A 25,942-nucleotide genomic window follows, 5' to 3' on the forward strand; every position below is an offset into this window, starting at 1 on the left:
CCAAGCCCGACCCCCCTGTCCGGCCCGGCCCGACCTCAGTCCAGCACCGGCAGCAGCTCCGGCAGGTGGCCGTCGGACGCCGCCGCCGCCCGCCGGCGTTCCTCCGGGACCTCGCCGTAGAGCGTGGTGCGTGGCCTCGCGGGGCGGCCCGCCAACTCCGCGACCGCCACCAGGTCACGTACCGACTTGTAGGAGCCGTACGACGAGCCCGCCATCCGCGAGATGGTCTCCTCCATCAGCGTGCCGCCGAGGTCGTTGGCGCCCGAGCGCAGCATCTCCGCCGCTCCCTCCGAGCCCAGCTTCACCCAGCTGGTCTGGATGTTGGGGATGTGGGGGTGCAGGAGAAGACGGGCCATCGCCGTCACCGCCCGGTTGTCCCGCATCGTCGGACCGGGGCGCGCGATGCCCGCCAAGTACACCGGCGCGTTGGTGTGGATGAAGGGGAGCGTCACGAACTCCGTGAAGCCGCCCGTGCGTTGCTGGATGCCGGCGAGGGTGCGCAGGTGGCCCAGCCAGTGCCGTGGCTGGTCCACGTGGCCGTACATCATCGTCGACGAGGAGCGGATGCCCACCTCGTGCGCCGTCGTGATGACCTCGATCCACGTCGCCGTCGGCAGCTTGCCCTTGGTCAGGACCCAGCGGACCTCGTCGTCCAGGATCTCCGCCGCCGTGCCGGGGACGGAGTCCAGCCCCGCCTCCTTCGCCGTCGTCAGCCACTCCCGGATCGACATCCCGGTACGGGTCGCGCCGTTCACCACCTCCATCGGGGAGAACGCGTGGACGTGCATCCCCGGGACCCGTTCCTTCACCGCCTTCGCGATGTCGAAGTACGCCGTCCCCGGCAGGTCCGGATGGATGCCGCCCTGCATGCAGACCTCCACCGCGCCCACCTCCCACGCCTGTTGGGCGCGGTCGGCCACCTGGTCCAGGGACAGGGTGTAGGCGTCCGCGTCCGTGCGGCGCTGCGCGAACGCGCAGAAGCGGCAGCCGGTGTAGCAGACGTTGGTGAAGTTGATGTTCCGCGTGACGATGTACGTGACGTCGTCGCCGACCGCAGACTTGCGGACGTCGTCCGCGACACCGCAGAGCGCGTCCAGGGCCGGCCCGTCCGCGTGCAGCAGCGCCAGCGCCTCCGCGTCCGTCAGACGGGTCGGGTCGTCGGCCGCCACCCGCAGGGCCTGGCGTACGTCCGTGTCGATCCGCTCCGGGACCATCCCCGGTGCCGCCGCCTCCCGCAGCGCGCCCCAGTCGCCGTACACCTCGTCGAAGTCGTCGCGGCGGTCCGACGTACGGCCCTCGGTGTCGATGGTGGTGTGGAGGTCCGTACGGCCCGACGACACGAACGCCTCCTCCGGCTCCTGCCAGGGGTGGCCCTCCACGACGGCGTCGGGACGTGCCAGTCCCGTCTCCGGGTCCGCCAGCGCCCGTACGTGCGGCAGCAGCCGCGGGTCCAGCCACGGCTCGCCGCGCCCCACGAACTCCGGGTACACACAGAGGCGTTCCCGCAGGGAGAAGCCGACGGCGGCCGAACGCTCGGCCAGCTCCTCGATCTGGGGCCAGGGGCGCTCGGGGTTCACATGGTCGATCGTCAGCGGCGAGACCCCGCCCCAGTCGTCGATGCCGGCGCCGATGAGACGTTCGTACTCGGAGTCGACCAGGTTCGGCGGAGCCTGAAGACAGGCCGACGGGCCCATGATGTGCCGGGCCACCGCCACGGTCGCCACCAGCTCGTCCAGCTCCGCGTCCGGCATGCCGCGCATCGCGGTGTCCGGCTTGGCGCGGAAGTTCTGGATGATCAGTTCCTGGATGCCGTGGTACGAGCGGGCCACGCGGCGCAGCGCGAAGAGGGACTCCGCCCGCTCCTCGTACGTCTCGCCGATGCCGATGAGGATGCCGCTGGTGAAGGGGACCGACGAACGGCCCGCGTCCTCCAGCACCCGCAGACGCACGGCCGGCTCCTTGTCGGGGGAGCCGTGGTGCGGGCCACCCGGCTCCGACCAGAGGCGGGTGGCCGTCGTCTCCAGCATCATGCCCATCGACGGCGCGACCGGCTTCAGCCGCTGGAAGTCCGTCCACGACATCACGCCGGGGTTCAGGTGGGGCAGCAGGCCCGTCTCCTCCAGGATGCGGATGGAGATGGCGCGGACGTAGGCGATGGTGTCGTCGTAGCCGTGCGCGTCGAGCCATTCTCGAGCCTCCGGCCAGCGGTCCTCCGGCTTGTCGCCCAGAGTGATCAACGCTTCCTTGCAACCCAGCGCGGCCCCGCGCCTGGCTATGTCGAGCACCTCGTCCGGGGACATGAACATTCCGTGCCCGGCGCGACGCAGCTTGCCGGGGACGGTCACGAACGTGCAGTAGTGGCATTTGTCCCGGCACAGCCGGGTCAGGGGGATGAAGACGCTCTTCGAGTACGTGATGACACCGGGCCGGCCCGCCGCCTGAAGGCCCACGTCACGGACGCGGGCGGCGGAGGCGGTGAGATCGTCGAGGGCCGCGCCGCGGGCCTGGAGGAGGACCGCGGCCTCGTCGACGTCGAGGGCCACGCCGTCACGGGCGCGTTTGAGGGCGCGACGCATGGAGTTCTCGGTCGGGCCGGTTCCGGGGGTCGCGGAAGTCGTCATCCTTCGAGCATACGGAGGGGCTCCGCCGGTTCAGCAGGGTCGGGGTTGTCTGGGGGTGCGGTGCGTTGCCGGGTGCGGGTTCGATGTGGCTGGTCGCGCCCACGCGGCGGTAGCCGCACATCGGCACAGCCTCGCGCCCCTAGGTGGGCTCCATCGCCCCCGGTCAGACGTACGCGGCGTATTCGTCCAGCACCCGCAGGACCTCCGACTCGCCTTCCGGCGGGAGCTGGACGACGACCTCCTCGATGCCGAGTTCCGCATAGTGCGCGAGCTTGCCCGGGGTCGGGAAGACCGCGTACGGGACGATCTGGAGGGCCTCCGGGTCGCGGCCCGCGTCCGCCCAGGCGGCGCGCAGCACCGGCAGCGACTCCGTCAGGCCGCGCCCGCCGATCGGCAGCCACCCGTCGGCGTACTCGCAGATGTGGGAGAAGAGTTTCGGGCCCGCCGCACCGCCGACCAGGGTCCGCGGCCCCACCACCGGGCCGCGCGGCTTCTGGACCGGCTTGGGGTACGCGTGCGAGGCCCGTACGCTCCCGAACTCGCTCTCGTACGCGGCCGGTTCCTCCGACCACAGCGCGCGCATCAGGGCCATCCGGTCCCGTACGAGCTCGCGCCGGGTGCGCCATGCGACGCCGTGATCGGCGGCTTCCTCCACGTTCCAGCCGAAGCCGAGGCCCAGGGTGAACCGGCCGCCGGACAGGTGATCCAGCGTGGCGATCTGCTTGGCGAGGTCGATCGGATCGTGCTGGGCGACCAGGGTGATGCCGGTGCCGAGGCCTAGCCGCTCGGTCACCGCCGCCGCCTGACCGAGCGTGACGAAGGGGTCCAGGGTGCGGCCGTACTCAGGGGGCAGCTCGCCGCCCGCCGGGTACGGCGTCACACGCTCCACCGGGATGTGGGTGTGCTCGGGCAGATACAGGCCGGCGAACCCCCGCTGCTCCAGCTCAGGGGCGAGCCGGGTCGGGGTGATCGTCTCGTCGGTGAGGAAGATCGTCGCGGAGATACGCATGCCCTATCTGTACCCGGAGGGGCCTCATCTGTCCATACCGACTGGTCGGCATCTTCGCTGGATTTCTCTGTCGCCCCAATTCCCCTGTCTTTCCACGGCAGTTCACGGACGTCCGGGAGAGTTGAGGCATGTGTGACGACAACGAGCTCCATCACAGCATCGGAAGACGCACACTCCTCGTGACGGGAACCGCCGCCGCGCTTACGTTGGGAAGCGTGACCTTCGCCGCGGCCGCCGACGGTGACCAGGAGACCAGGACGATCCGGGGCACCCTGCCCACCGGATCCCCCGACTTCGTGTACGTGCCGGTCGAAGTCCCTTCCGGCGTGCGGGAGATCAAGGTCTCCTACACCTACGACCGCCCCTCCGTCCCGGCGGGCACGGCCGGCAACGCCCTCGACATCGGCATCTTCGACGAGCGGGGGACGGAGCTGGGCGGGCCGGGCTTCCGGGGCTGGTCGGGAGGGGCGCGCAGCGAGTTCTTCCTCCGGGCCGACGACGCGACGCCGGGGTACCTCCCGGGGCGGGTGCGCGCGGGCACCTGGCACATCGCGCTCGGCCCGTACACGGTGGCGCCGCAGGGGCTGTCGTACGAGATCACCGTCACGCTCACCTACGGCGAAGAGGGTCCCGTCGTCGAGCCGGTCTACCCGCCCGGGCGGGCGAAGGGGCGGGGCCGTGCCTGGTACCGGGGCGACTGCCATCTGCACTCCTGGTACTCCGACGGCCGCCGCACCCCGGCCGAGATCGCGGCCCTCGCCCGGGCGGCGGGCCTGGACTTCATCAACACCTCGGAGCACAACACCCATGCCGCGCACGCCCATTGGGCCGACGAGGCGGGCGACGACCTGCTGATCATGCTGGGCGAGGAGGTCACCACGAGGAACGGCCATGTGGTGGCGCTCGGCACCGACCCGGGCACCTTCGTCGACTGGCGCTACCGGGCCCGCGACCACCGCTTCGGCCGTTTCGCCCGCCGGATCCGCAAGGCCGGGGGGCTGGTCGTCCCCGCCCATCCGCACGCCACCTGCATCGGCTGCAACTGGAAGTTCGGCTTCGGCGAGGCGGACGCGGTCGAGGTGTGGAACGGCCCCTACACGCCCGACGACGAGGTGGCGCTGGCCGACTGGGACGGCATGCTCGTGGCGTCCGTACGCGAGGGTCGGGACTGGATTCCGGCCATGGGCAACAGCGACGCCCACCGGGACCCGGACGTCGTCGGCCTGCCCCAGACCGTCGTCCTCGCCGACGACCTGTCCCGCGAGGCGATCCAGGAGGGGATCCGGGCGGGGCGGTCGTATGTCGCCGAGTCGAAGAACGTGTCGCTGAGCTTCACGGCGACCGGCGGCAAGGGCGAACACGCCGATATCGGCGGGCGGTTGGCGGCGGCCCCGGACACGCCGGTGACGGTACGCCTGGAGGTGGCGGGCGCGCCCCGCTGCACCGTCCGGTTCGTGACCGACCAGGGGGTGCTGTTCACCGGCGGGCCGCTGCCGGTGGCGGGGTCGGGGGTGTTCGAGTGGCGGACCACGCCTGCCTACGCGGCGTACGTGCGGGCGGAGTTGCGGCACGAGACGGCGACCGGACCACTGCCGGGCGCGCTCGCGGCGTTCACCAACCCGGTCTTCCTGGGCCGGGTCCATTAGGCCCGGGCGGATCACGGATGCCGGGACGCGAGGTCGGCGACCACCGCCGCGTGATCGGACGGCCACACCCCGTCCACCGGTCCGTTCCCGGCCCGCCGCACCCCCAACACCGTGCCCTCCCCTGCCGGACCGGCCGGGCCGCCGACGTGGATGTAGTCGATACGGCCGCCCGGTCCCAGGCCCGGGTGGACGTACGGGTTCGCCGGGCCCCAGGTGGTGGCGGGGGCGGCCGGGTCGGCGTACTCCCAGGCGTCGAAGAAGACCTGGCCGGGAACGACGGGAGCGGTCCGCAGGCCGCCGAAGAGGCGGATCTCGTCGGAGTCGGGCCAGGCGTTGAAATCGCCGGTCACGACGGGCGGGAAGACGGTGCCGTCCCGGTGTGCGGCGACGAACTCGGCGAGGGCGGTGACCTGTTCACGGCGTACGGCCGAGGCGTGCAGGGGTGAGGCGAGGTGGGTCGTGAAGAAGGGGACGGGGTGGTCGGGGGCGGCCAGCCGCGCGTGGAGGGCGAGGCGGCCGTCGTCCAGGTCGGCCGGGGCGGGCAGGCGCAGGACGTCCTGTTCCAGCACCGGCCAGCGGCTCAGCACCGCGTTGCCGATGTCGAGCGCCGGGTCCCCGATCCGCCGCCGCCAGCGCTCGGGCGCGTGCGAGGCGGCCCAGGTCCAGTGCAGTCCGAGCTCCCCGGCGAGCCAGGCGGCGAGGTTGTCCCCGCTGCGGCGATCGGCCCACACCTCCTGCAGGCCCACGACGTCGGGCCGCAGCTCCCGCAGGACGGCGACGATCGCCTTCTGCCGCTCGACCCACGGGCCGAACCGCCACCACAGGTTCCACGTCACCACGCGCATGGCCCATCACCGCAATCTCCTGGAGACTCGGTAACCATGCCCCGCCACAACGAACGCAAGTACCGTGCCGTGTCCGCCCTCCAGCGCCGGATCGGCAACCCGATCCTGCGCCGCCTCCCCTTCCAGACCCTGCTGGAGACGACCGGCCGCACCTCCGGCCTCCCCCGCCCGACCCCGGTCGGCGGCCGCCGGGTCGGGGACTCCTTCTGGCTGGTCTCCGAGTTCGGCGAACGCTCCCAGTACGTCCGCAACATCCAGGCCGACCCGCGCGTCCGGGTCCGCCTGCGCGGCCGCTGGCACACCGGAACGGCCCATCTCCTGCCCGACGACGACCCGATCGCCCGGCTGCGGGGTCTGCCGCGCATGAACAGCACGGCCGTGCGGGCGATGGGGTCGGGACTGCTGACGGTACGGGTGGACCTGGACGGCTAGGACCTGGCGCACATCTCCAGCACCAGGTCGCGCACCACTTCGGGCGCCCGCAGCGTCGGCGGGATGCAGCAGCACCACCGGGACCCGGTCCCCACCCGTGTCCTCGGCTCAGACCTCGCCGTCCTCGACCCGCACCATAATCTCGATGGGACGACTGTGCCCGAAGCGGGCGCCGGGACACAGCACCGTCCTGGCCAACGGGACACCGGTGTGGCCCGATGTGCGGCCGACCCCGAGCAGATCGCCCCGTGCCCCCCTCACCCCGGCCAGACGATCGCCTGGACCTCGCTGTACGCGTGCAGCGCGTACGATCCGACGTCCCGCCCGACCCCGCTCTTCCTGAACCCCCCGAACGGTGCCTCCATGTTCCGCCCGACGGTGTTCACCCCCACCCCGCCGGCCCGCAGTCGCCGCGCCACGCGGAAGGCACGGGCCACGTCCCCGGACCAGACGTAGTCGATGAGGCCGTACTCGGAGTCGCCGGCGAGGGCGATGCCCTCCTCCTCGTCGTCGAAGGGCACCACGGACACGACCGGTCCGAAGATCTCCTCCCGGACGACCCGCATCCCGCTCGTGCAGTCGGCGAGGAGGGTGGGAGCGACGTAGAAGCCATGGTCGTACGAGGGCCTCTCGCCGCCCGCGACCACCACCGCGCCCTCCTTGCGCCCGATGTCGACGTAGGACTCCACCCGCTCCCGGTGCTCGGCGGAGATCACCGGCCCGACGACGGTGTCCGCCGCCCGTGGGTCCCCCACCTTCAGATGCCCGGCATAGGCGGCGAGGCCGTCCACGAGCCGCTGGTACACCCCGCGTTGCGCCAGCACCCGGGTGGGCGCGGTGCAGATCTGCCCGCTGTAGAAGGAGAAGGTGGTCCCGATCCCGGCCACGGCGGAGGCGATGTCCGCGTCGTCGAAGACGAGTGCCGCCCCCTTCCCGCCCAGCTCCATGAGCTGCCGTTTCATGCCGCGCCCGCACACCTCGCCGATGCGCTGCCCGACCGCGGTGGAGCCGGTGAAGGAGACCATGTCGACGTCGGGCGAGTCCACGGCGGCCTCACCGACCTCGACGGACCGGCCGGAGACCACGTTGACCACGCCCCTCGGTACCCCGGCGGCCTCCAGCGCCTCGGCCATCCGGTACACCGACAGCGGGTCCTGCGGGGCGGGCTTCACGACGACCGTGTTGCCCATGGCGAGGGCGGGGGCGATCTTGCCGGCCGGGTTGGCCCAGGGGTTGTTGTACGAGGTGATGCAGGTGACGACCCCGACGGGCTGGCGGACGGCCAGCGCGCCCATGATCCCCGCCCTGCCCATCGGTCCGGCCTCGTTGATCTGCGGCGGGATCGCCCACTCGGCGGGCTCCACGCGCGCGTACCGCTGGAAACGGGCGGCCGCGACCCCGACCTGCATCGCCCGCGCGGTCCCGGTCGTGGCACCGGTCTCGGCCTGGGCGAGCTCGGCGTACTCCGCGAACCGGGACCGGATGACATCGGCGGCCCGCGCGAGGATCGCCGCCCGCTCCTCGGGCGCCGTGCGCGACCACGGCCCGAAGGCCTCGCGGGCCGCGGCACAGGCCGCGTGCACCTGATCCCGCGAGGCCTCCGGTGCCCACCCGACGGTCCGCTCGGTCGCCGGATCGACGACCTCGTAGTGCCCGCCCTCCGGCTCGGCCCACGCCCCGCCGACGAACAGCCGCTGCTTCGAGGTCACTTGGTCGCCACCGTCCGGGTGTCCCGGCCCGACCGCAGCACCCTGCCCGGCACGGCCCCGCTCACCACGTCGTCCCGGATCGCCTCGACCCCGTTGACCCACACGGCCCGTATCCCGAGGGCCTTGGAGTCCAGCCGCGGACTGTCACCCGGCAGGTCGTGCACCAGGGTGGCCGTGCCCGCGGCGATCCGCTCCGGGTCGAAGAGCACGAGGTCCGCATGGAAGCCCTCCTGGATCCGCCCGCGTTCCCTGAGTCCGAAGAGCTGGGCCGGGTCGTCGGTGAGCATCTTCACCGCCTGCTCCAGGGTGGCGAGCTTCCGCCCGCGCAGACAGTCCCCGATGAACCGGGTCGTGTACGGCGCCCCGCACATCCGGTCCAGGTGCGCCCCCGCGTCGGAACCGCCGAGCATGACGTCCTCGTGCTGCCAGGTCTCGGCGCGCAGCGCCCAGGAGGCGGGGTCGTTGTCGGTGGGCATGGGCCACAGGACGGTCCGCAGATCGTCGGCGGCACAGATCTCGACGAGGCACTGGAAGGCGTCCTGCCCCCGCTCCTCGGCGATGTCCCGCACGACCCGCCCGCTGAGCCCGCGGTTCGCCTCGCTGTACGTGTCGCCGATGACGTACCGCCCGAAGTGCGCGAGCCGCCGGAAGACGCCCGCCTCCTTGGAGTCGGCGCGCCGGAGCATCTCCACCCGTACGTCCGGGTCCCGGAGCCTGGCGATCCGCTCGGGCACGGGCAGCCCTAGGATCGGCCCCCACCCGGGGATGAGGTTGAGCGCGCAGAAGGTGCCCAGCGACATGTTCATCGGCGTGAGGATCGGCATGGTCAGCGCGACGATCCGCCCGCCGGCCTTCCGTGCCTGCTCACTGGCGAACAGCTGCCGGGGCACGCGTTCGGGGACGGAGGCGTCGATGGTGAGGACGTTCCAGTTGAGGGGCCGTCCCGCCGCCGCGGTCATCTCCACGAACAGATCGATCTCGGCGTCACTGAACTGGTCGAGGCACCCGGCGACGATCGCCTCGATCTGCGTCCCCTCGTGCTCCCCGACCGCCTTGGCCAGAGCGACGAGTTCGGCGGGCTCGGCATGCCGGGAGGCGACGGGCCGCCCGTCACCGTCGGAGTGCGTGGACGACTGGGTGGTGGACAGCCCCCAGGCCCCGGCGTCCATGGCCGCGTGGAACAGCCTCAGCATCTCGTCGAGTTGCTCCTCAGTGGGCTGCCCCCCGACCGCCTCCGCCCCCATGACATACCGCCGCAGGGCGCAATGCCCCACCATAAACCCGGCGTTGACCGCGATCCGCCCCTCAAGAGCGTCCAGATACTCCCCGAAGGAGCTCCAGCTCCAGGGCGCCCCTTCCTCCAGGGCGACCAGCGACATCCCCTCGACCCGGGACATCATCCGACGCGTGTAGTCGGCGTCCTCGGGCCGGTCGGGATGGAGAGGCGCGAGCGTGAACCCGCAGTTCCCGGCGGCGACGGTCGTGACACCGTGATTGAGGGAGGGGGTCGCGTAGGGGTCCCAGAACAGCTGGGCGTCGTAGTGCGTGTGGGGGTCCACGAACCCGGGCGCGAGGACGAGGCCTGCGGCGTCCTCGGTGGTGCGGGCTTCTTCGGTGACGGTACCGATGACGGCGATACGACCGTCACGGATGCCGAGGTCGGCGGTGTAGGCGGGCGCGCCGGTGCCGTCGACGACGGAAGCGCCTTTGATGACGTGATCGAGCATGAGCCTTGCCTCCTTGGACTCCGGGTCGGTGGATATGCCTAAGGGGCGCGGGGAACTGCGCGACCAGCCCCCACGCACCCGCACCCCGCAACGGCGACTAGGAGGCAGCCCGGAACCGGGACGTCCGATGCACCGGATCCGTATCGATCTTCGGAATCACATGCTCACCGATGAGCCGAATCGTCTGCAGCGTCTCCTCCTTCGGCACCCCCACCGGCAACCCGAAGCTCAACTGATCCGCCCCCGCCTGCTCCCACCGCTTGCACTGCGTGAGCACCTCGTCCGGATCCCCGCAGATCAGCAGCTCCTCCTCGATGAGCAGCTCCACGAACTCCGCGGTGTACTCCGGCAACGTCTCCGGCCACACCGGGAACCCCTCGGGACGAGGGAACGTGTCGTGGTACCGGAACACCAGCGAGGGCAGATAGTGCAGTCCCCCGTTGACCGCGACCTCGATCGCCTCCGCGTGCGTGGGCGCGCAGATCGCGGTCGTCGTCACCATCACGTTGTCGTTGACGAAGTCCCCGATCGGCTCCGCGTTCACGATCGCCGTCTTGTACTTCTCCAGCACCCACTCCATGTCGGACACCTTCTGGATGCTGAAACCGAGCACCCCGAGGCCCTTGCGCGCCGCCATCCCGTACGACGGCGGTGACCCGGCGGCGTACCACATCGCGGGGTGCGACTTCCCGTACGGCTTCGGCAGCACCTTGCGCGGCGGCAGCTGCCAGTGCTTGCCCTGGAAGCCGACGTACTCGTCCTGGAGCCACATCTTGGGGAACTCGGCGATGGTCTCTTCCCAGATCTCCTTGGTGTAGTTCATGTCGGTGATGCCGGGAAGGAAGCCGAGGATCTCGTGCGACCCGGCTCCCCGTCCGCTCCCGAACTCGAAGCGGTTCTCGGTGAGATGGTCGAGCATGGCGACCTTCTCGGCGACCTTCACCGGGTGGTTGACCTGGGCGAGGGGGTTGAAGATCCCTGATCCGAGGTGGATCCGTTCCGTCGCGTGTGCCAGGTATCCCAGGAAGACGTCGTTCGCGGAGAGGTGCGAGTACTCCTCCAGGAAGTGGTGTTCGGAGGCCCAGGCGTACTTGAACCCGGACTTGTCCGCCTGGATGACGTACTCGGTCTCCTCCATCAGCGCCTTGTGCTCGGCCAGCGGGTCGGTCTCGGCGCGTTTGCCCACGTATCCCTGTACAAAGAGCCCGAATTCCAAGGAGGTTCACCGTCCCCACGAGTCGTTACCTGACGCATCGTCAGATTCACTGCCCAGACTGTTCCACCGGCCGCATGGAGCGTCAATAGCTGATGGCCCGTCAGGTGAGACTGACTCCCGCCATCCACCCGCCGTCGATCACGAAGGGCTGCCCGGTGATGTACGAGGAGTCGTCCGAGGTCAGGAAGAGCGCGAGCCGTGCCACCTCCTCCGGCTTCCCGATCCGCCCCAGCGGCACGAGCTTGCGGTAGAGCTTCCCGACCGCGCGCGAGATCTCCTCGGCGTCGCCCCCGGGTTCGAGGAGGGCGGGGTTGGCCATGGCGGTGTCGATGGCCCCGGGGCAGACGGCGTTCACGCGGATCCCCCGCCGCGCCAGCTCCAGCGCGGCGACCCGCGTGAGACCGAGGACGGCGTGCTTGGTGGCGGCGTACGACCCGACGGCCGCCATCCCCGTGAGACCCGTGTAGGAGGCGGTGTTGACGATGGTCCCCCCGTCGGTCATCTCGGGGGCGACGGTCTTGATGCCGAGGAAACAGCCGACCTGGTTCACCTGGACGACCTGCATGAACTCGTCGAGCGGGGTGTCGAGGAGGGAGTTGAAGCGCAGAATGCCGGCGTTGTTGACGAGCCCGTCGATGTGGCCGTACGCCTCCTTCGCGGCCGTGACGGCCGACCGCCACTGCTCCTCCTCGCCCACGTCGAGGTGGACGTAGGACGCCCCGATCTCCTTCGCGAGGGCCTCCCCCTGGTCGTCGAGCACATCGGCGACCACGACGGCGGCCCCCTCCTCCCGGAAGAGCCGCGCCTCCTGCTCCCCCTGTCCGCGTGCCGCGCCGGTGACGATGACGACGCGTCCGTCCAGCTTGCCCATGCGGTGACTCCTCAGAGGTGGGGTGCCACGTCGGTACCGAACGCGGCGATCTGGTCGGTGAGTTCGTCGCTGCCGCGGCTGCGGAAGCGGACCTGGATCTGGTCGACGCCCATCTCGCCGTACGCCCGCAGGGATGCGGCGAGCTGCTCGGGGTCGCCGGTGAGGGTGCGGCGTCCGACCTCCCACGCGGGCCGGCCGATGTAGAGGGGCTCGGCGATGGCGCCGATGGTGAAGGGGCCTTGTCTGTCCCGGCGCAGCTCCCTGATCCGGGCGATCTGTGCGGGCAGCCGGTCCCGCGGGTCGCCCTGCGGCAGCCAGCCGTCGCCTCTGAGCGCCGCGCGCCGGACGGCCGCGGGCGAGGAGCCGCCGACCCAGAGGGGGACGTGCGGCTGGGCGGGCCGGGGCCGCTGGCCGAGGCCCTCGAAGTCGTAGAGCTTGCCGTGGTGTTCGGGGAACTCCTCGGGGCCGAGGCAGGCGCGCAGGGCGTCGAGGCACTCGTCGAGCACCGCGCCCCGCTGCCGGAAGTCGAACCCGAGCGCCTCGAACTCCTCCTGCACATGCCCGGCCCCGACCCCGAGGATCAGCCGGCCGCCGCTGAGATGGTCGAGGGTGGCGTACTGCTTGGCGGTGAGCAGCGGGTGCCGCAGCCCGACCACGGCGACGTGACTGAGGAGTCGTACGCGCTCGGTCGCGGCGGCGAGGTAGGCGAGGGTGGCGACGGGGTCGTACCAGACCGTGCTCATCGCGGGGACGAGCCGGCGGGGGATGGCGACGTGGTCGCAGCCGGCGATGTAGGCGAAGCCGGCGCGGTCGGCGGCCCGGGCGACGGCGAGGAGGTCGGCGGGGCGGGCGGCGGTTTCCCAGGGCTCGGTGTAGAGGGTGCTCTGGGACTGGATGGGGAGCTGGATGCCGTACTCCATGCGCTTCGTGTGCGTCATGTGCGGCTCCACAGGCCCTCGGGGGTGAGGCCGAGCAGCTCGATGGCGTTGCCTCGTACGATCCGCTCGACCAGGTCGGGGGCCAGGTGTCCCATCTGGGCCTCGCCGACCTCGCGGGATTTCGGCCAAGTGGAGTCGGAGTGCGGGTAGTCGGTCTCGTAGAGGACGTTGGCGACGCCGATGGCGTCGAGGTTCTTCAGGCCGAAGGCGTCGTCGAAGAAGCAGCCGTAGACGTGCTCGGCGAACAGTTCGGACGGCGGCCGGTGGACCTTGTCGGCGACCCCGCCCCAGCCGCGGTTCTCCTCCCACACCACGTCGGCACGTTCGAGGATGTAGGGGATCCAGCCGATCTGCCCTTCGGCGTACATGACCTTGAGCTGCGGGAAACGTTCGAACTTGCCGCTCATCAGCCAGTCCACCATCGAGAAGCAGCAGTTGGCGAAGGTGATGGTGGAGCCGACGGCGGGCGGGGCGTCGGCGGAGGTGGACGGCATGCGGCTGGAGGAGCCGATGTGCATGGCGATGACGGTGCCGGTCTCGTCGCAGGCGGCGAGGAAGGGGTCCCAGTCGTCGGTGTGGACGGAGGGCAGGCCGAGGTGCGGGGGTATCTCGGAGAAGGCGACGGCCCGGACGCCGCGTGCGGCGTTGCGCCGTACCTCCGCGGCGGCCAACTCCGCGTCCCACAACGGGATCAGGGTCAGGGGTATGAGACGACCCTGGGCATCGGGCCCGCACCACTCCTCCACCATCCAGTCGTTGTAGGCCTGGACGCACAGCAGGCCCAGCTCACGGTCCGCGGCCTCGGTGAAGGTCTGGCCGCAGAAGCGGGGGAAGGTCGGGAAGCAGAGGGCGGACTGGACGTGATTGACGTCCATGTCGGCGAGCCGGGACGGGACGTCGTACGAGCCCTGCCGCATCTGCTCGTAAGTGATGACTTCGAGCTTGATCTCGTCCCTGCTGTAACCGACGGCGGTGTCGAGGCGGGTGAGGGGCCGGTGCAGGTCCTCGTAGACCCACCAGTCGCCGAGGGGGCCGTCGGAGCCCGGGGCGCCCATCACGGGCTTGAAGCGGCCGCCGAGGAAGGTCATCTCCTTCAGCGGGGCGCGGACTATGCGGGGCCCGGTGTCCAGGTACTTCTTCGGAAGCCGGTTCTGCCAGACATCCGCCGGCTCCACGGTGTGGTCGTCGACGGAGATGATCAACGGAAAGGCCGGGGTGGTGTCCGTGGTCTCGGTCATGGGGGTCACGGTAGCGCCGAACTGACGGTCCGTCAGCTACGGCGGCGGCGACCGACTGTGACGCTTTATGTGCGGAAGTGTGCGAAGACCACGTGAGGGGCTTGTGATATCCCGCGCGCCTCCCTGTGATGGGGGTCTCCACGGCTGACGCATCTGCCATGAACAAGGCAAACTGGCGTCGTTGCTCACTGTGTCTAGGGGGACGGCGATGGACGGAGTACCGCGGGTGCCTGAACAGCGGCGTCCCGGCTCCTCGGCGGAGCCGGAACTGCCGCTGCGCTTCAGCGTGCTCGGACCGGTCCGCGCCTGGCGCGGCGAGGAGTCGTTGCCCATGGGCTCCCCGCAGCAACGGGCCCTGCTGGCCGCGCTGCTGCTGCGGGAGGGCCGTACGGCCACCGCGGCCGAACTGATCGACGCCCTGTGGGGCGAGGAGTCACCGTCCCAGGCGCTGGCGGCGCTGCGGACGTACGCCTCCCGGCTGCGCAAGGTCCTGGACCCCGACGTCCTGGTGAGCGAGTCGGGCGGGTACGCGATCCGCTCGCTGGGAGAGGGCGCGCTGGACCTCGCGGTGGCCCAGGAGCTGGCCACGGAGGCGGAGAAGGCGCGGGGCGCCGGGGATCTGTGCCACGCGCGGGAGGTGCTGGGCCGGGCGCTCGCCCTGTGGGACGGCGAGGTCCTGGCGGGAGTGCCGGGGCCGTACGCCTCCTCGCAGCGGGTCAGACTGGAGGAATGGCGGCTCCAACTCCTGGAGTCCCGCCTGGACATGGACCTGGAGCAGGGCTGCCACGCGGAGGCCGTCTCGGAACTGACGGCCCTGACGGCGGCCCACCCGCTGCGGGAGCGGCTGCGGGAACTCCTCATGCTCGCCCTCTACCGCAGCGGGCGCCAGGCGGAGGCGCTGGCGGTCTACGCCGACACCAGGCGGCTGCTCGCCGACGAGCTGGGCGTCGACCCGCGCCCGGGCCTGCGCGACCTCCAGCAGCGCATCCTCCGCGCGGACCCCGGGCTCGCGGAAGCGCCGTCCCCGCGGCCGGAGCCGGCTTCCGTCGCGGTCCGCCCCGCGCAACTTCCCGCCACCGTCCCGGACTTCACCGGCCGCGCGTCCTTCGTGTCCGAACTGAGCGAGGTCCTGGCATCGGCGGAGGGCCGTGTGATGGCGGTGTCGGCACTGGCGGGCATCGGCGGCGTCGGCAAGACGACCCTGGCGGTGCACGTGGCACACCAGGCGCGCGGCACCTTCCCCGACGGCCAGCTGTACGTCGACCTCCAGGGCGCCGGGTCCCGGGCCGCGGAGCCGGAGACCGTACTCGGCTCGTTCCTGCGGGCGCTGGGCACCGCGGACTCGGCGATCCCGGACTCCCTGGAGGAGCGGGCGGCGCTCTACCGCTCGGTCCTGGACGGCCGCCGGGTGCTGGTGCTGCTGGACAACGCGCGGGACGCCGCCCAGGTACGTCCGCTGCTCCCCGGCACGGAGGGCTGCGCGGCGCTGGTGACCTCCCGGGTACGGATGGTGGACCTCGCCGGGGCGCACCTGGTCGACCTGGACGTGATGTCGCCGGACGAGGCGCTGGCGCTCTTCACGAAGATCGTGGGCGAGGAGCGGGTGGGCAGCGAGCGGGACGCAGCCCTGGACGTGGTGGCGGCGTGCGGCTTCCTGCCGTTGGCGATCCGCATCGCCGCGTCACGCCTCGCGGCCCGCCGCACGTGGACGGTGTCCGTCCTGGCGGCGAAGCTGGCGGACGAGCGCCGGCGCCTGGACGAACTCCAGGCCGGTGACCTCGCGGTGAAGGCGACCTTCGAGCTCGGTTACGGCCAGCTGGAGCCGGCCCAGGCCCGCGCCTTCCGGCTGCTCGGCCTGGCCGACGGCCCGGACATCTCGCTCGCCGCGGCGGCCGCGGTACTGGACCTGGACGCTGAGGAGACCGAGGACCTCCTGGAGTCCCTGGTCGACACGTCGCTGCTGGAATCGGCGGCGCCCGGCCGGTACCGGTTCCATGACCTGGTCCGACTCTACGCGCGTGCTTGTGCGGAGCGGGACGAGTGGCCGCCCAGCGAGAGGGGGTCGGCGCTGTCCCGGTTGCTGAACTTCTACCTGGCCACGGCGGCGGGGGTCTACGCGATCGAGCGGCCGGGTGACCGGCTGGTGGACCACCTGTACCCGACCGGTGGCGCGGGCCTGGCGTTCCCCGACCGGCAGGCGGCCCGGGACTGGCTGTACTCCGAAGCCGTACCGCTCCTCGCCTGTGCACGGCAGTCGGCCCGGGGAAGCACACTGGGACGTGCGATCGACCTCCTGTGGGCCTCCGTCGACCTCGCCGAGTCGGGTGCCAACGCGAAGGAGTACGAGGCCTCGGCCACGGCCCTGCGCGATGCCGCACGCACCGCCGGGGACATCCGCGCCGAGGGCCGGGCCTCCGTCGTGCTGAGCAACGCGCGACTGTTCTCCGGCCAGTTCGACCTGGCGTACCCGGAGGCTCAGGAGGCCATCCGGCTCGCCGAGGCCACGGATGACCCGCTGCCCTCCTGCTGGGCGGCGAACATCCTCGGCAGCATCGCCTTCTACAAGAACCGCCACTCGGAGGCCGAGCGCTACTTCAGCCAGGCACTCGACAAGTTCCGCGACTGCGGCGACATGGCGGGGTCCGCCAGCCCGCTGTGCAATCTGTCGCGACTCCATCTCGCCACCGGGCGGGCCGACACGGCCGTCGCGCTGGCCCGCCAGGGAACGGACATCTACCAGGGGCTGGGACACACCCTCAGAGGCGCCAACGGCCTGTACGCCCTGGGAATGGCTCTCGGCAAGACGGGACAGCACACCGAGGCCGCCGCGCAACTGGTGGAGGCGCTCCGCGTGTTCCGCGACAGCCGGCAGCGTCTGTGGGAGGGGATGACCCTCTGCCGGCTGGCGGAGGTCGAACTGGACGCGCGCAAGCCGGCCCCGGCGGCGAGCAACGCCGAGATGGCGCTCACCGTGCTGAGGGGCATCGGGGGCGAATGGCGCCGGGGGCACGTCCTCACGGTCCTCGGCCGGGCGCTGAACGGCATCGGCCACTCCGGCAGGGCACAGGTCTGCTGGCGCGAGGCGCTGGAGATCTACGAGCGGTTGGACTCGCCGGAGGCGGCCGAGGTGCGCATGCTCCTCACTCCTGTCGCCGCCGCCTGAGCCCACCACCCGGGGCCGTCGGTGTCGGCGTCGGCATCGGCGTTCATCGTTCGTTTATCGCGGCCCGGCAGTCTCTGTCTTGTCGATCCGTCGCGTCGGGGGGCAGACGGATCGCAGGTAAGGCCGCGGTGCCCACGGTTTAGGGTGGGCGGCCCGAGCAGCCCACCCGGGCACCCACGGGGGAGTGACCGGGTGGGCTCTCAGTTCACAATGATCCGCCCCAGGGGAGGCAGCACATGAGCACCAGCGAGACCGACCCGGTCGTCAAGCCGGACAACACCCACGTCACCGACGCGGACAGCGGCGAGGAGATCAAGCCGCTCAACACCCACGTGACGGGCAGCCCGATCAAGCCGCTCAACACCCACGTCACCGACGTGGACGACGGCGGCGTGGCCACTCCGGACAACACACACGTCACGGAAGAGCCCGCCTGACCAGACCTTTTTCCCGCACGGGGATCGGCCGCGGCGGCGCGGAGGGGGAGCCGTCGCGGCCGAGGCGTGTCCGGGAGTCACCGGGGTGGGACGGATCTGCCAGTCACCCCCGCAACTCCCCCTTGACCACCTTTCCGCTCGCGTTGCGCGGGAGTTGTGCCACGAACTCCACCGCTCTGGGCACCTTGTAGTTCGCCATTTCCCTGCGGGCCCAGGCGATCAGGTCGTCGCCCGTTGCCAGGGCGCCCTTCCGGCGCACGACGTAGGCCTTTCCGACCTCCCCGAGCCGAGGGTGCGGGACGCCGATGACCGCCACGTCGGCCACGTCCGGGTGCAGGCCCAGGAGTTGCTCTATCTCCGCCGGGTAGGCGTTGAAGCCGCCGACGATGAACATGTCCTTGAGGCGGTCGGTGATGCGGAGGTTGCCGGCCTCGTCCAGGACGCCCACGTCGCCCGTGCGCAGCCAGCCGTGCGGGTCGAGGACCTCCGCCGTCGCCGTCTCGTCCTCGTAGTAGCCCCGCATGACGTTGAAGCCCCGGACCAGCACCTCGCCCGGGACCCCCGGGGCCACCGTCTGGCCGTCGGCGGAGACCACCCGTACCTCCGTTCCGGGGATCGCCCTGCCCGACGTCGACGCGATCACCGTCGGCTCGTCGCCGCGGCGGCACATCGTCACCACACCGCTCGCCTCCGACAGGCCGTACGCCGTGAGGACGGTCTCCACGCCCAGTTCGGTGCGCAGGCGCTCCACCAGGGTCAGGGGGACCACCGCCGCACCGGTCACCACCAGGCGCAGGGCCGACAGGTCGTACGCGTCACGGGAGGGGTGGTCCAGCAGGGACTGGTGGAGGGTCGGCGGACCCGGGAGGACCGAGACGCGCTCCGACGCGATGTTCGCCAGGGCCGTGTCCACGTTGAACACCGGCTGGGGGATCATCGTCGCCCCCCGCATCAGGCAGGCGATCACGCCCGCCTTGTAACCGAAGGTGTGGAAGAAGGGGTTCACGATCAGGTAGCGGTCGCCCTGACGCAGGCCCGCGAGGTCGCTCCAGACCTCGTACGCACGCAACGTCTGGGAATGCGTGATCACCGCGCCCTTCGGGCGGCCCGTCGTACCCGAGGTGAAGACGATGTCCGAGGGCCATGAGCCGCGCACCGAGTCCGCCCGCTCCCGCACCTCCGCCTTGCCCACGCCCTCGCCGCTCGCCAGGAAGTCCTTCCAGGTCCAGTAGTCGGCCGGGGCGTCGTCCGACAGGACCACCACCTGGGCCAGGGACGGCAGCCCCGCCCCGTCCGCCACCGCCCGCCGCAGCGACGCCACGTACGACGTCCCCAGGAACGTCCCCGTCACGAAGAGCAGGCGTGCTCCGCTGCGGCGCAGGACGTCCGCCGCCTCCGTCCCCTTGAACCGGGTGTTCAGCGGGACCAGTACCGCGCCGGCCGACACCGCGCCCAGCGCCGACACCATCCAGTCCAGGGAGTTGGGCGCCCAGATCGCGACCCGGTCACCCGCCTCCACCCCGTTCGCCACGCACGCCGCCGCCGCGCGCTCCACCCGGGCGCCCAGTTCGGCGTATGTCACCCGGGTACGGCCCTCGACCACGGCCTCCACGTCCGCGTACCGCTCGGCCGCCGCCCGGACCAGACCCGGAACGCTGCCCCACTCCACGTCTCCGCGCACAACCAGCCTCCAGAACCCAGTAGCTGACTACCCGTCAGATTAGCTGTAGCCTGACGCACTGTCAGCCCGGAGGACAGCCCCGCGGAGGTGCCTCATGACCGGACTCAAGGACGCCACCGCCATCGTCGGCATAGGTCAGACGCCGTTCGCGAAAAACCTTCCCGAGGACGAGAGAACCCTCGCCTGCCGTGCCGTGCTCGCCGCCCTCGACGACGCCGGTATCGCCCCGGGAGAGGTCGACGCCCTCGCCTCCTTCACCATGGAGGAGACCGACGAGGTGGAGCTCGCGAAGGCGGTCGGCTTCGGTGACCTCACCTTCTTCAGCAAGGTCGGATACGGGGGCGGGGGCTCCTGTGCCACCGTCGGCCATCTCGCCGCCGCCATAACCGCCGGGCAGGCGAGCGTGGGAGTGGCCTGGCGGTCGCGGAAGCGGGGGTCGGGGCCCCGGCCCTGGCGGAACACGACCGTTCAGCTGCCGACCCCCGCCCAGTGGACCCGGCCCTACGGCCTGCTCCGGCCCGTCGACGAGATCGCCATGCTCACCCGCCGCTACATGCACGAGTACGGCGCGACCCGCGACCACCTGTTCAATGTCGCCCTCGCCTGCCGCAACAGGGCCAATCAGAATCCGGCGGCCGTCATGTACGAACGGCCCCTCACCCGCGAGATGTACATGACCTCCCGCTGGATCAGCGAACCGCTCTGTCTCTTCGACAACTGCCTGGAGACCGACGGGGCGTTGGCGTGTGTCGTCGTCAGCAGGGAGCGGGCACGGGACTGCCGGCACGCGCCCGTCTACGTCCACTCCGCCGCCCAGGGGCTCCCCGCCCAGCACCACGGCATGGTCAACTACTGGAACGACGATCCGCTCACCGGCCCGGCGTGGACCGCCGCCCGGCATCTGTGGAAGCACGCCGACTTCACCCCGCAGGACGTCGACGTCGCCCAGATCTACGACGCCTTCACCGCTCTCATCCCGCTCTCCCTGGAGGGCTACGGCTTCTGCGGGCGCGGGGAGGGCGGCGCCTTCACCGAGCAGGGCGCCCTCGAGATCGGCGGGCGGCTGCCGCTCAACACCGGCGGCGGCGGGCTCAGCGAGGCCTACGTCCACGGCTTCAACCTCATCAACGAAGGCGTCAAGCAGCTCCGCGGGACCAGTACCGCCCAGGTCCCGGACGCCGCGACCTGCCTGGTCACTGCCGGCGAGGGCGTCCCCACCTCCGCGCTGCTCCTGAGGACCTGAAGGAGGCATCCCCCATGCTCACCCCCGTCACCGACTCCGACGGCGCCCCCTTCTGGCGCTACGCCGCCCAGGGCGAACTCCGGGTCCAGACCTGCGCCGACTGCGGCGAACCACGCTTCCCGCCCCGGCCCTGCTGCCCGCACTGCCAGTCCTTCGAGACCGAGTGGCGGCCCGTGTCCGGCCACGGCCGCATCTGGTCCTACGTCGTCCCCCACCCCCCGCTCCTTCCGGACTACGCGGCGCAGGCGCCGTACAACGTGGTCGTGGTCGAACTCGCCGACCACCCCCGCGTCCGTCTCGTCGGCAACCTGGTCAGCTCGGCCGGGGCGCCGCTCAACTCCCTTGACCCGGCCCGGATCCGGATCGGCGCCCGGGTGCACGTGGTGTTCTCCGGTGGGCTCGCGCAGTGGGTGCTGTCGTGAGCGGCCTGGGGGTCGCCGTCGACAAGGACTCCGGCGTCGCCGTCGTCACCCTCGACCGGCCGCACCGGCTCAACGCGATCGATCTCGCCCTGCGGGACGCACTCGTGGAGGCGTGGCGGGAGTTGCGGTTCGACGAGTCCGTGCGCGCGGTCGTCCTCACCGGGGCGGGCGAGCGCGCCTTCTGCACCGGGCTGGACCGGGACGCGCAGGTTCCGCAGCCCGACTCCCCCTACATGGCCGACGATCCGCTCCTGCGTGTCGGGCCCAAGGCCAACGACCTCTGGAAGCCCGTCATCGCCGCCGTACAGGGGATGGCCTGCGGAGGCGCCTTCTACCTGCTCGGCGAGAGCGAGTTCGTCGTCGCCGACACCACCGCGACGTTCTTCGATCCGCACACGACGTACGGCATGGTCAGCGCGTACGAGTCGGTCCTCATGGCGCAGCGGATGCCGTACGGCGAGGTCGCCCGGATGATGCTCATGGGGACCGCCGAGCGGATCTCCGCGCGGCGGGCCCACGAGATCGGGCTGGTCTCCGAACTCACCGAGCCCGGCGCCGCGTTGGGGGCGGCGGTGGAGTGCGCCGCCGTCATCGCCGGATATCCGGCCGAGGGGGTGCAGGGCACCGTCCGCGCTCTGTGGGCGGCCAGGGAGGCCGCGCTCGCCGCCGGCTTCGCGCAGGCCCCGCATCTCATCTCGCTCGGGAACCTGCCGGGCGAGCGGCAGGCGGAGCTGTTCGCCGCCCGCCGCCCGGAGTTCAGGACACGCTGAGCTACCCGGCCACCCGCTGCGGGTCCACCAGCTCGCAGGTGCCGTCGGTCACCGTGGGGCTCGCGGTGACGACGGCGGAGTCGGTGGCGCCCGCGGCGACGGAGAAGATCCCGCTGCTCCCGGTCGCGACCGTCGTCCCGGCGGCGTCCTTGAAGGCCACCTGGAACATGTAGGAGTACGTCTGGCTCGTGCTGCTGTTGGTGGCGCGGACGTCGGCGGTGAGGGTCTGGCCCTCCACCTCGCACTTCTCGATCCTCAGATCCTGGGTCGCCTCACCCAGCGAGCTCGACTCGACGCCGCCACCGCCCGGGACCGAACCGGAGTCGTCGTCATCATCATCGTGGTGGCTGCTGCCGCCGGTCGAACTGCTCGAAGAACCGCTGGAGTTCGAGCTGCTGCCGGAGCAGCCGCCGCCGGACGAGTGCCGGGCTCCGGTCAGGGCGACGACCACCCCGACGACGAGGGCCACCTGACGGACATGGCGAAGCTTCACTACTGATCCCCCGTTGTCACAAGCCCCGAAAGGCACTGTTCATGATCGTGAGCACGTCACGCTAACAGGCGTCATCCGGCGCCCGTCCCGGCCGCGAGAGCCGCCTACGCGGTCCTGGCCGTCCCCGTTCCCTTCTCCGCGTCCAGCGCGTACACGCAGCGGTCCTTGCTGCACGCGTACACGACGCCGTCCTTCACCACCGGGGCACCGGTGATCTCGCCGCCGGTCGCCAGCTTCCAGCGCAGCCGGCCGTCGTCGGCCTTCAGGGTGTACAGCAGGTGGTCCGTGGAGCCGAAGTGGATGCGGCCCTCCGCCACCGCGGGCGCGCCCACGATGTCGCCGCCCGCCTGGAAGCGCCACTTGGGTGTGCCGGTGACCGCGTCCAGGGTGTAGAGCCCCTTGCCGCTGCCGACGTGCACATGCCCGGCCACCACCAGCACCGGCTCGATCGAGGCGCGGGCCTCGGTGGCGATGCGCCAGCGGTCGCGGCCGTCGGCGGCGTCGAGGGCGTAGACCGTGCCGAGATAGTCGGCCAGGTAGACGCCACCGCCGGTCACGGCCGGGCCCGGCACGAAGGCGGGCGGGCAGAGGAAGACCGCCGGGGCCTCGAAGTGCCACTTCACATGGCCGTTCGCGACGTCCAGCGCGAGCACCCGGGTGCCGGCCGAGACGTACACATAGCCGTCGGGCGCCTGGGTCACCCGGACCGGTACGCCGCCGCAGGAGGCCGCGTCGCCGATGGGGTACGACCAGCGCTCGTCGCCGGTGCGGGCGTCCAGGGCGCGCAGCCGGGCGTCCTGCCAGACGTACACCGTGCCGTCGTGCAGCGCCGGACCGGCCTCCGGGGTCTCGAAGTCCGTCTGCGCCCCGGTGAGCTCCCACAGTTTCTGCCCGCCCGAGGCCTCCCAGCCCTGGACACCGCCGCCGCGGCTGCCGGTGACGACGGTGCCGCGGTCGGCCTTGAGGGAGTACACCCAGGCGTCCGTCTGGATCCGCCACAGGTCGGCGCCCTCACGGGCCTCCAGGGCGAACAGGGTGGGGCCGTCGGAGGCGTGGATACGGCCGTCCGCGACCGCCATCGACCAGGCGACGTCCCGGGTCTTGAAGCGGCGGCGGCCGGTGGCCACGTCGAGGGCGTGCACCTCGAAGGAGGTGACGTAGACGAGGTCGTCGGCGACGGAGGGGGTCCCCCACACATCGTTCGACATGCGGAAACGCCACGGCCGCCAGCCGCCGCCCGGCTCCTGTGCGGGCGGTGCGGGTACGGCGGGGCCCACGGCGGCGTCCGTGCCGTTGACGCCGGGGCGCGGCTTGGACCAGCTGGCGACCAGGCCGGCCTCCGGTGGCGGCGCCTTCACGGCGGCGGCGCGGGCGTCCGAGACGCGCGGTCCGGGCCCGATGGGCACCTGGGCGCCCGCCAGCCGCACCGGGCCGGTGTCGGGGGCGCCGACGGACACGGGGGCGGGGTCGTGGGAGGGCGGCGGGGGCAGGGGGGCGACCCGGCCTGCGCCGCTGCGGCCGCCGGGGCCCGGCTTGACGGCCGGGCGTCCGTTGCGGCGCGCCTCGATCAGTCCCACGGCCCGCTCCGGCAGCCAGGCCGACGCCGTACCGCTGTCGTCGGAGCCGGAGCCGAAGAGGTGCGGGGCGAGCTGGGACTGGAGGTCGGCCGGGTTGGGGCGGCCGGTGGCGTCCATCTGCATACAGGACTCGATGAGCGGACGAAGTTCGTCCGGGAGGCCTTCGAGGTCCGGGCCCTCGCGGAGCAGCATGAAGACCGTCTCGACAGGGTTGGCGCCGTGGAAGGGCGGGTGGCCGGTGGCGGCGAAGACCAGCATGGAGCCGAGCGAGAAGACATCGCTCGCGCCGGTGACGCTGCGGGAGTCCTTGGCCTGCTCCGGCGACATGTAGGCGGGGGTGCCCACCGCCACATTGGTCATGGTCAGACGCGTGTTCGATACGCCGGAGGCGATACCGAAGTCGATCACCCGGGGGCCGTCCTCGACGACCAGCACGTTGGACGGCTTGAGGTCGCGGTGGACGAGGCCCGCCCCGTGGATCGACTGCAGCGCCTCCGCGACGCCGGCCGCGAGCCAGCGCACCGCCTGGGCCGGCATCGGCCCGCACTCGTTCACTATCTCTTCGAGGGAGGGCGCGGGGACGTACGCGGTGGCCAGCCAGGGCACGGCGGCGCGGGCGTCGGCGTCGACGACGGCCGCCGTGTAGAAGCCGGAGACCGCGCGGGCCGCCTCCACCTCGCGCGAGAAGCGGACGCGGAACAGCTGGTCCTCGGCGAGTTCCGTACGGACCGTCTTGATCGCCACGCGCCGGCCGGACGCCGAGCGCGCGAGATAGACCAGCCCCATGCCGCCGGCGCCCAGCCGTCCCAGCACCTCGAACGGCCCGATCCGCCGCGGATCGTGCTGCGTCAGCTGATCCACCACTTGCCTGCCACCTCCCCGTACGGGCCGCGTCACACCCTTATGCACGCGACCCCGTGCAGCGTCTCACCACCGCACCGCCATGGCGGCACGCACCCTGATTCTTCCTGGCCGGGGCGCAGGTTGCGAACCCGGTTGCAAATCGGGATGTCTCATGCCAAACCGGTGCTTTTCACCACGCCGGTCGGCCGTCGAGGCGTTCCAGTACGGCGAACGACGCCCCCTGATTGTCGGTGACGACGGCGACTTTGCCGTACGACGTCTCGAAGGGTGGAGCCTGGACCCGCCCGCCGAGCCGGTTCACCGTCCCGAGAACGGCCTCACAGTCCTCGACTCCGAAGTGGACGAGGAAGTGGGGCGGCATCTCGGCCGGAAAGACGTCGGAGACGGGGGCGCGGCCGAAATCGGGCCTCGCGTCCGGTCCGAACAGGGCGTCGTGGAACAGCCCGCCGTAGAAGGTGTTGGCGCCCTCGGTGTCCCGGGCGTACAGCTCGGCCCAGACGAACGTGCCCGGCTCGTGCCGTACGCCGAAACCGGTGTGGGAGTCGGGCTCCCACAGGCCGAAGACGGCGCCGTCCGGGTCGGTGACCAGGGCGCTGGTGCCCAGGTCGCCGACCGGCATGGGGGCGGTGACGACCTGTCCGCCGGCGGCCCAGACCCGGTCGGCGAGGCCCTCGACGTCCGGGGTCGCGAAATACACCGTCCAGACGGTGGGCATCCGCCCGTCCGTCTTGTGCGCGAGCGCGGCGACGGGCTCGCCCTCCTTCAGGGCCCATACGGCCCCGCCGTACCGCTGCTCCTCGAAGGTCCACCCGAAGAGCTCACCGTAGAACCGCTTGCCCGCCTCCACGTCGGGAAGCTGCGCGTCCACCCAGCACGGGACGCCCTCTCCGTACGCGGATGCCCTGTTTTCGGCCATACCGCCAAACTAACGGCGACTCACGCAGCGCGCAGACCAGCGCACCCGTCCCGAAGTGCCCTCGCACCCCATTTGCAGTCGGCCGAATCGCGCTCCGATCACCCCTCGGTAAGCTGACGGCATG

20 protein-coding genes are annotated in these 25,942 nt (G+C 71.6%); 7 read left to right on the top strand and 13 right to left on the bottom strand.

From position 1 onward, the window contains the following. Positions 1–35: 35 nt before the first annotated feature. Positions 36–2,621: a bifunctional FO biosynthesis protein CofGH gene (locus OG381_RS21445; protein WP_327717686.1), complete on the bottom strand. Its 2,586-nt coding sequence runs from the start codon at positions 2,619–2,621 to the stop codon at positions 36–38. A gap of 163 nt (positions 2,622–2,784) precedes the next feature. After that, complete coding sequence (locus OG381_RS21450) at positions 2,785–3,630, bottom strand: LLM class F420-dependent oxidoreductase (protein ID WP_327717687.1); 846 nt, start codon at positions 3,628–3,630, stop codon at positions 2,785–2,787. Between the two features lie 128 nt (positions 3,631–3,758). Here OG381_RS21450 and OG381_RS21455 point away from each other — a divergent pair, with 128 nt between their 5' ends. After that, on the top strand, positions 3,759–5,276 hold the full coding sequence (locus OG381_RS21455) for a CehA/McbA family metallohydrolase (RefSeq protein ID WP_327717688.1): 1,518 nt from the start codon (positions 3,759–3,761) through the stop codon (positions 5,274–5,276). An 11-nt stretch (positions 5,277–5,287) separates the two neighbouring features. On the opposite strand, the gene OG381_RS21460 is transcribed toward OG381_RS21455, so the two are convergent. Next, positions 5,288–6,121 carry an endonuclease/exonuclease/phosphatase family protein gene (locus OG381_RS21460; RefSeq protein ID WP_327717689.1) on the bottom strand — a complete coding sequence of 278 codons (834 nt, stop codon included), beginning with the start codon at positions 6,119–6,121 and terminating at the stop codon, positions 5,288–5,290. A gap of 36 nt (positions 6,122–6,157) precedes the next feature. On the opposite strand from OG381_RS21460, the gene OG381_RS21465 reads away from it, so the two are divergent. Next, positions 6,158–6,553, top strand: coding sequence for a nitroreductase/quinone reductase family protein (locus tag OG381_RS21465; RefSeq protein ID WP_327717690.1), 396 nt, complete (start codon positions 6,158–6,160; stop codon positions 6,551–6,553). Between the two features lie 257 nt (positions 6,554–6,810). Here OG381_RS21465 and OG381_RS21470 read toward each other — a convergent pair whose 3' ends face one another. From OG381_RS21470 to OG381_RS21495, 6 genes are all read right to left on the bottom strand, one after another. Then, entirely contained in the window at positions 6,811–8,262 is a 1,452-nt protein-coding gene (locus tag OG381_RS21470; RefSeq protein WP_327717691.1) for an aldehyde dehydrogenase family protein, read from the bottom strand. After that, positions 8,259–9,989, bottom strand: a complete 1,731-nt coding sequence (locus tag OG381_RS21475; protein WP_327717692.1) for an N-acyl-D-amino-acid deacylase family protein — start codon at positions 9,987–9,989, stop codon at positions 8,259–8,261. Before OG381_RS21475 ends, OG381_RS21470 begins: the two co-directional genes overlap by 4 nt. A gap of 97 nt (positions 9,990–10,086) precedes the next feature. Continuing rightward, positions 10,087–11,205, bottom strand: a complete 1,119-nt coding sequence (locus OG381_RS21480; protein ID WP_327717693.1) for an LLM class flavin-dependent oxidoreductase — start codon at positions 11,203–11,205, stop codon at positions 10,087–10,089. A 100-nt stretch (positions 11,206–11,305) separates the two neighbouring features. Next, a complete protein-coding gene (locus tag OG381_RS21485; protein WP_327717694.1) occupies positions 11,306–12,076 on the bottom strand; it encodes an SDR family NAD(P)-dependent oxidoreductase in 771 nt (256 codons plus the stop codon). Positions 12,077–12,087: 11 nt separating this feature from the next. Beyond that, positions 12,088–12,996: a TIGR03619 family F420-dependent LLM class oxidoreductase gene (locus tag OG381_RS21490; RefSeq protein ID WP_443062036.1), complete on the bottom strand. Its 909-nt coding sequence runs from the start codon at positions 12,994–12,996 to the stop codon at positions 12,088–12,090. A 14-nt stretch (positions 12,997–13,010) separates the two neighbouring features. Then, a complete protein-coding gene (locus OG381_RS21495) occupies positions 13,011–14,252 on the bottom strand; it encodes an amidohydrolase family protein (protein ID WP_327717696.1) in 1,242 nt (413 codons plus the stop codon). A gap of 208 nt (positions 14,253–14,460) precedes the next feature. Here OG381_RS21495 and OG381_RS21500 point away from each other — a divergent pair, with 208 nt between their 5' ends. Both OG381_RS21500 and OG381_RS21505 read left to right on the top strand, forming a co-directional pair. Then, the gene (locus tag OG381_RS21500; RefSeq protein WP_327717697.1) at positions 14,461–17,415 is read left to right on the top strand and encodes an AfsR/SARP family transcriptional regulator; all 2,955 of its coding nucleotides are present in this window, start codon (positions 14,461–14,463) and stop codon (positions 17,413–17,415) included. 236 nt (positions 17,416–17,651) lie between these two features. After that, positions 17,652–17,852: a hypothetical protein gene (locus OG381_RS21505; protein WP_327717698.1), complete on the top strand. Its 201-nt coding sequence runs from the start codon at positions 17,652–17,654 to the stop codon at positions 17,850–17,852. A gap of 103 nt (positions 17,853–17,955) precedes the next feature. Here OG381_RS21505 and OG381_RS21510 read toward each other — a convergent pair whose 3' ends face one another. Beyond that, positions 17,956–19,533 carry a FadD3 family acyl-CoA ligase gene (locus OG381_RS21510; RefSeq protein WP_327717700.1) on the bottom strand — a complete coding sequence of 526 codons (1,578 nt, stop codon included), beginning with the start codon at positions 19,531–19,533 and terminating at the stop codon, positions 17,956–17,958. A 94-nt stretch (positions 19,534–19,627) separates the two neighbouring features. Between OG381_RS21510 and OG381_RS21515 the strand changes: the two genes are divergently transcribed. From OG381_RS21515 to OG381_RS21525, 3 genes are read left to right on the top strand one after another with little or no spacing between them, the layout of a single operon-like run. Further along, positions 19,628–20,776, top strand: a complete 1,149-nt coding sequence (locus OG381_RS21515) for a lipid-transfer protein (RefSeq protein ID WP_327717701.1) — start codon at positions 19,628–19,630, stop codon at positions 20,774–20,776. 14 nt (positions 20,777–20,790) lie between these two features. Further along, on the top strand, positions 20,791–21,198 hold the full coding sequence (locus OG381_RS21520; protein ID WP_327717702.1) for a Zn-ribbon domain-containing OB-fold protein: 408 nt from the start codon (positions 20,791–20,793) through the stop codon (positions 21,196–21,198). Further along, positions 21,195–21,968, top strand: coding sequence for an enoyl-CoA hydratase/isomerase family protein (locus OG381_RS21525; RefSeq protein ID WP_327717703.1), 774 nt, complete (start codon positions 21,195–21,197; stop codon positions 21,966–21,968). The genes OG381_RS21520 and OG381_RS21525 overlap by 4 nt, the downstream gene beginning before the upstream one ends. Before the next feature lies 1 nt (position 21,969). Here the strand turns inward: OG381_RS21525 and OG381_RS21530 are convergent, their stop codons facing one another. The 3 genes from OG381_RS21530 to OG381_RS21540 form a co-directional block, all read right to left on the bottom strand. Further along, the gene (locus tag OG381_RS21530) at positions 21,970–22,461 is read right to left on the bottom strand and encodes a hypothetical protein (RefSeq protein ID WP_327717704.1); all 492 of its coding nucleotides are present in this window, start codon (positions 22,459–22,461) and stop codon (positions 21,970–21,972) included. Positions 22,462–22,565: 104 nt separating this feature from the next. Next, positions 22,566–24,902, bottom strand: coding sequence for a serine/threonine-protein kinase (locus OG381_RS21535; protein WP_327717705.1), 2,337 nt, complete (start codon positions 24,900–24,902; stop codon positions 22,566–22,568). A 169-nt stretch (positions 24,903–25,071) separates the two neighbouring features. Beyond that, positions 25,072–25,818 (bottom strand): VOC family protein, encoded by a 747-nt coding sequence (locus OG381_RS21540; protein WP_327717706.1) that lies wholly within the window; start codon positions 25,816–25,818, stop codon positions 25,072–25,074. Positions 25,819–25,942 lie beyond the last annotated feature (124 nt).

It is taken from the genome of Streptomyces sp. NBC_00490, from assembly GCF_036013645.1.
GTDB classification, from domain to species: domain Bacteria; phylum Actinomycetota; class Actinomycetes; order Streptomycetales; family Streptomycetaceae; genus Streptomyces; species Streptomyces canus_F.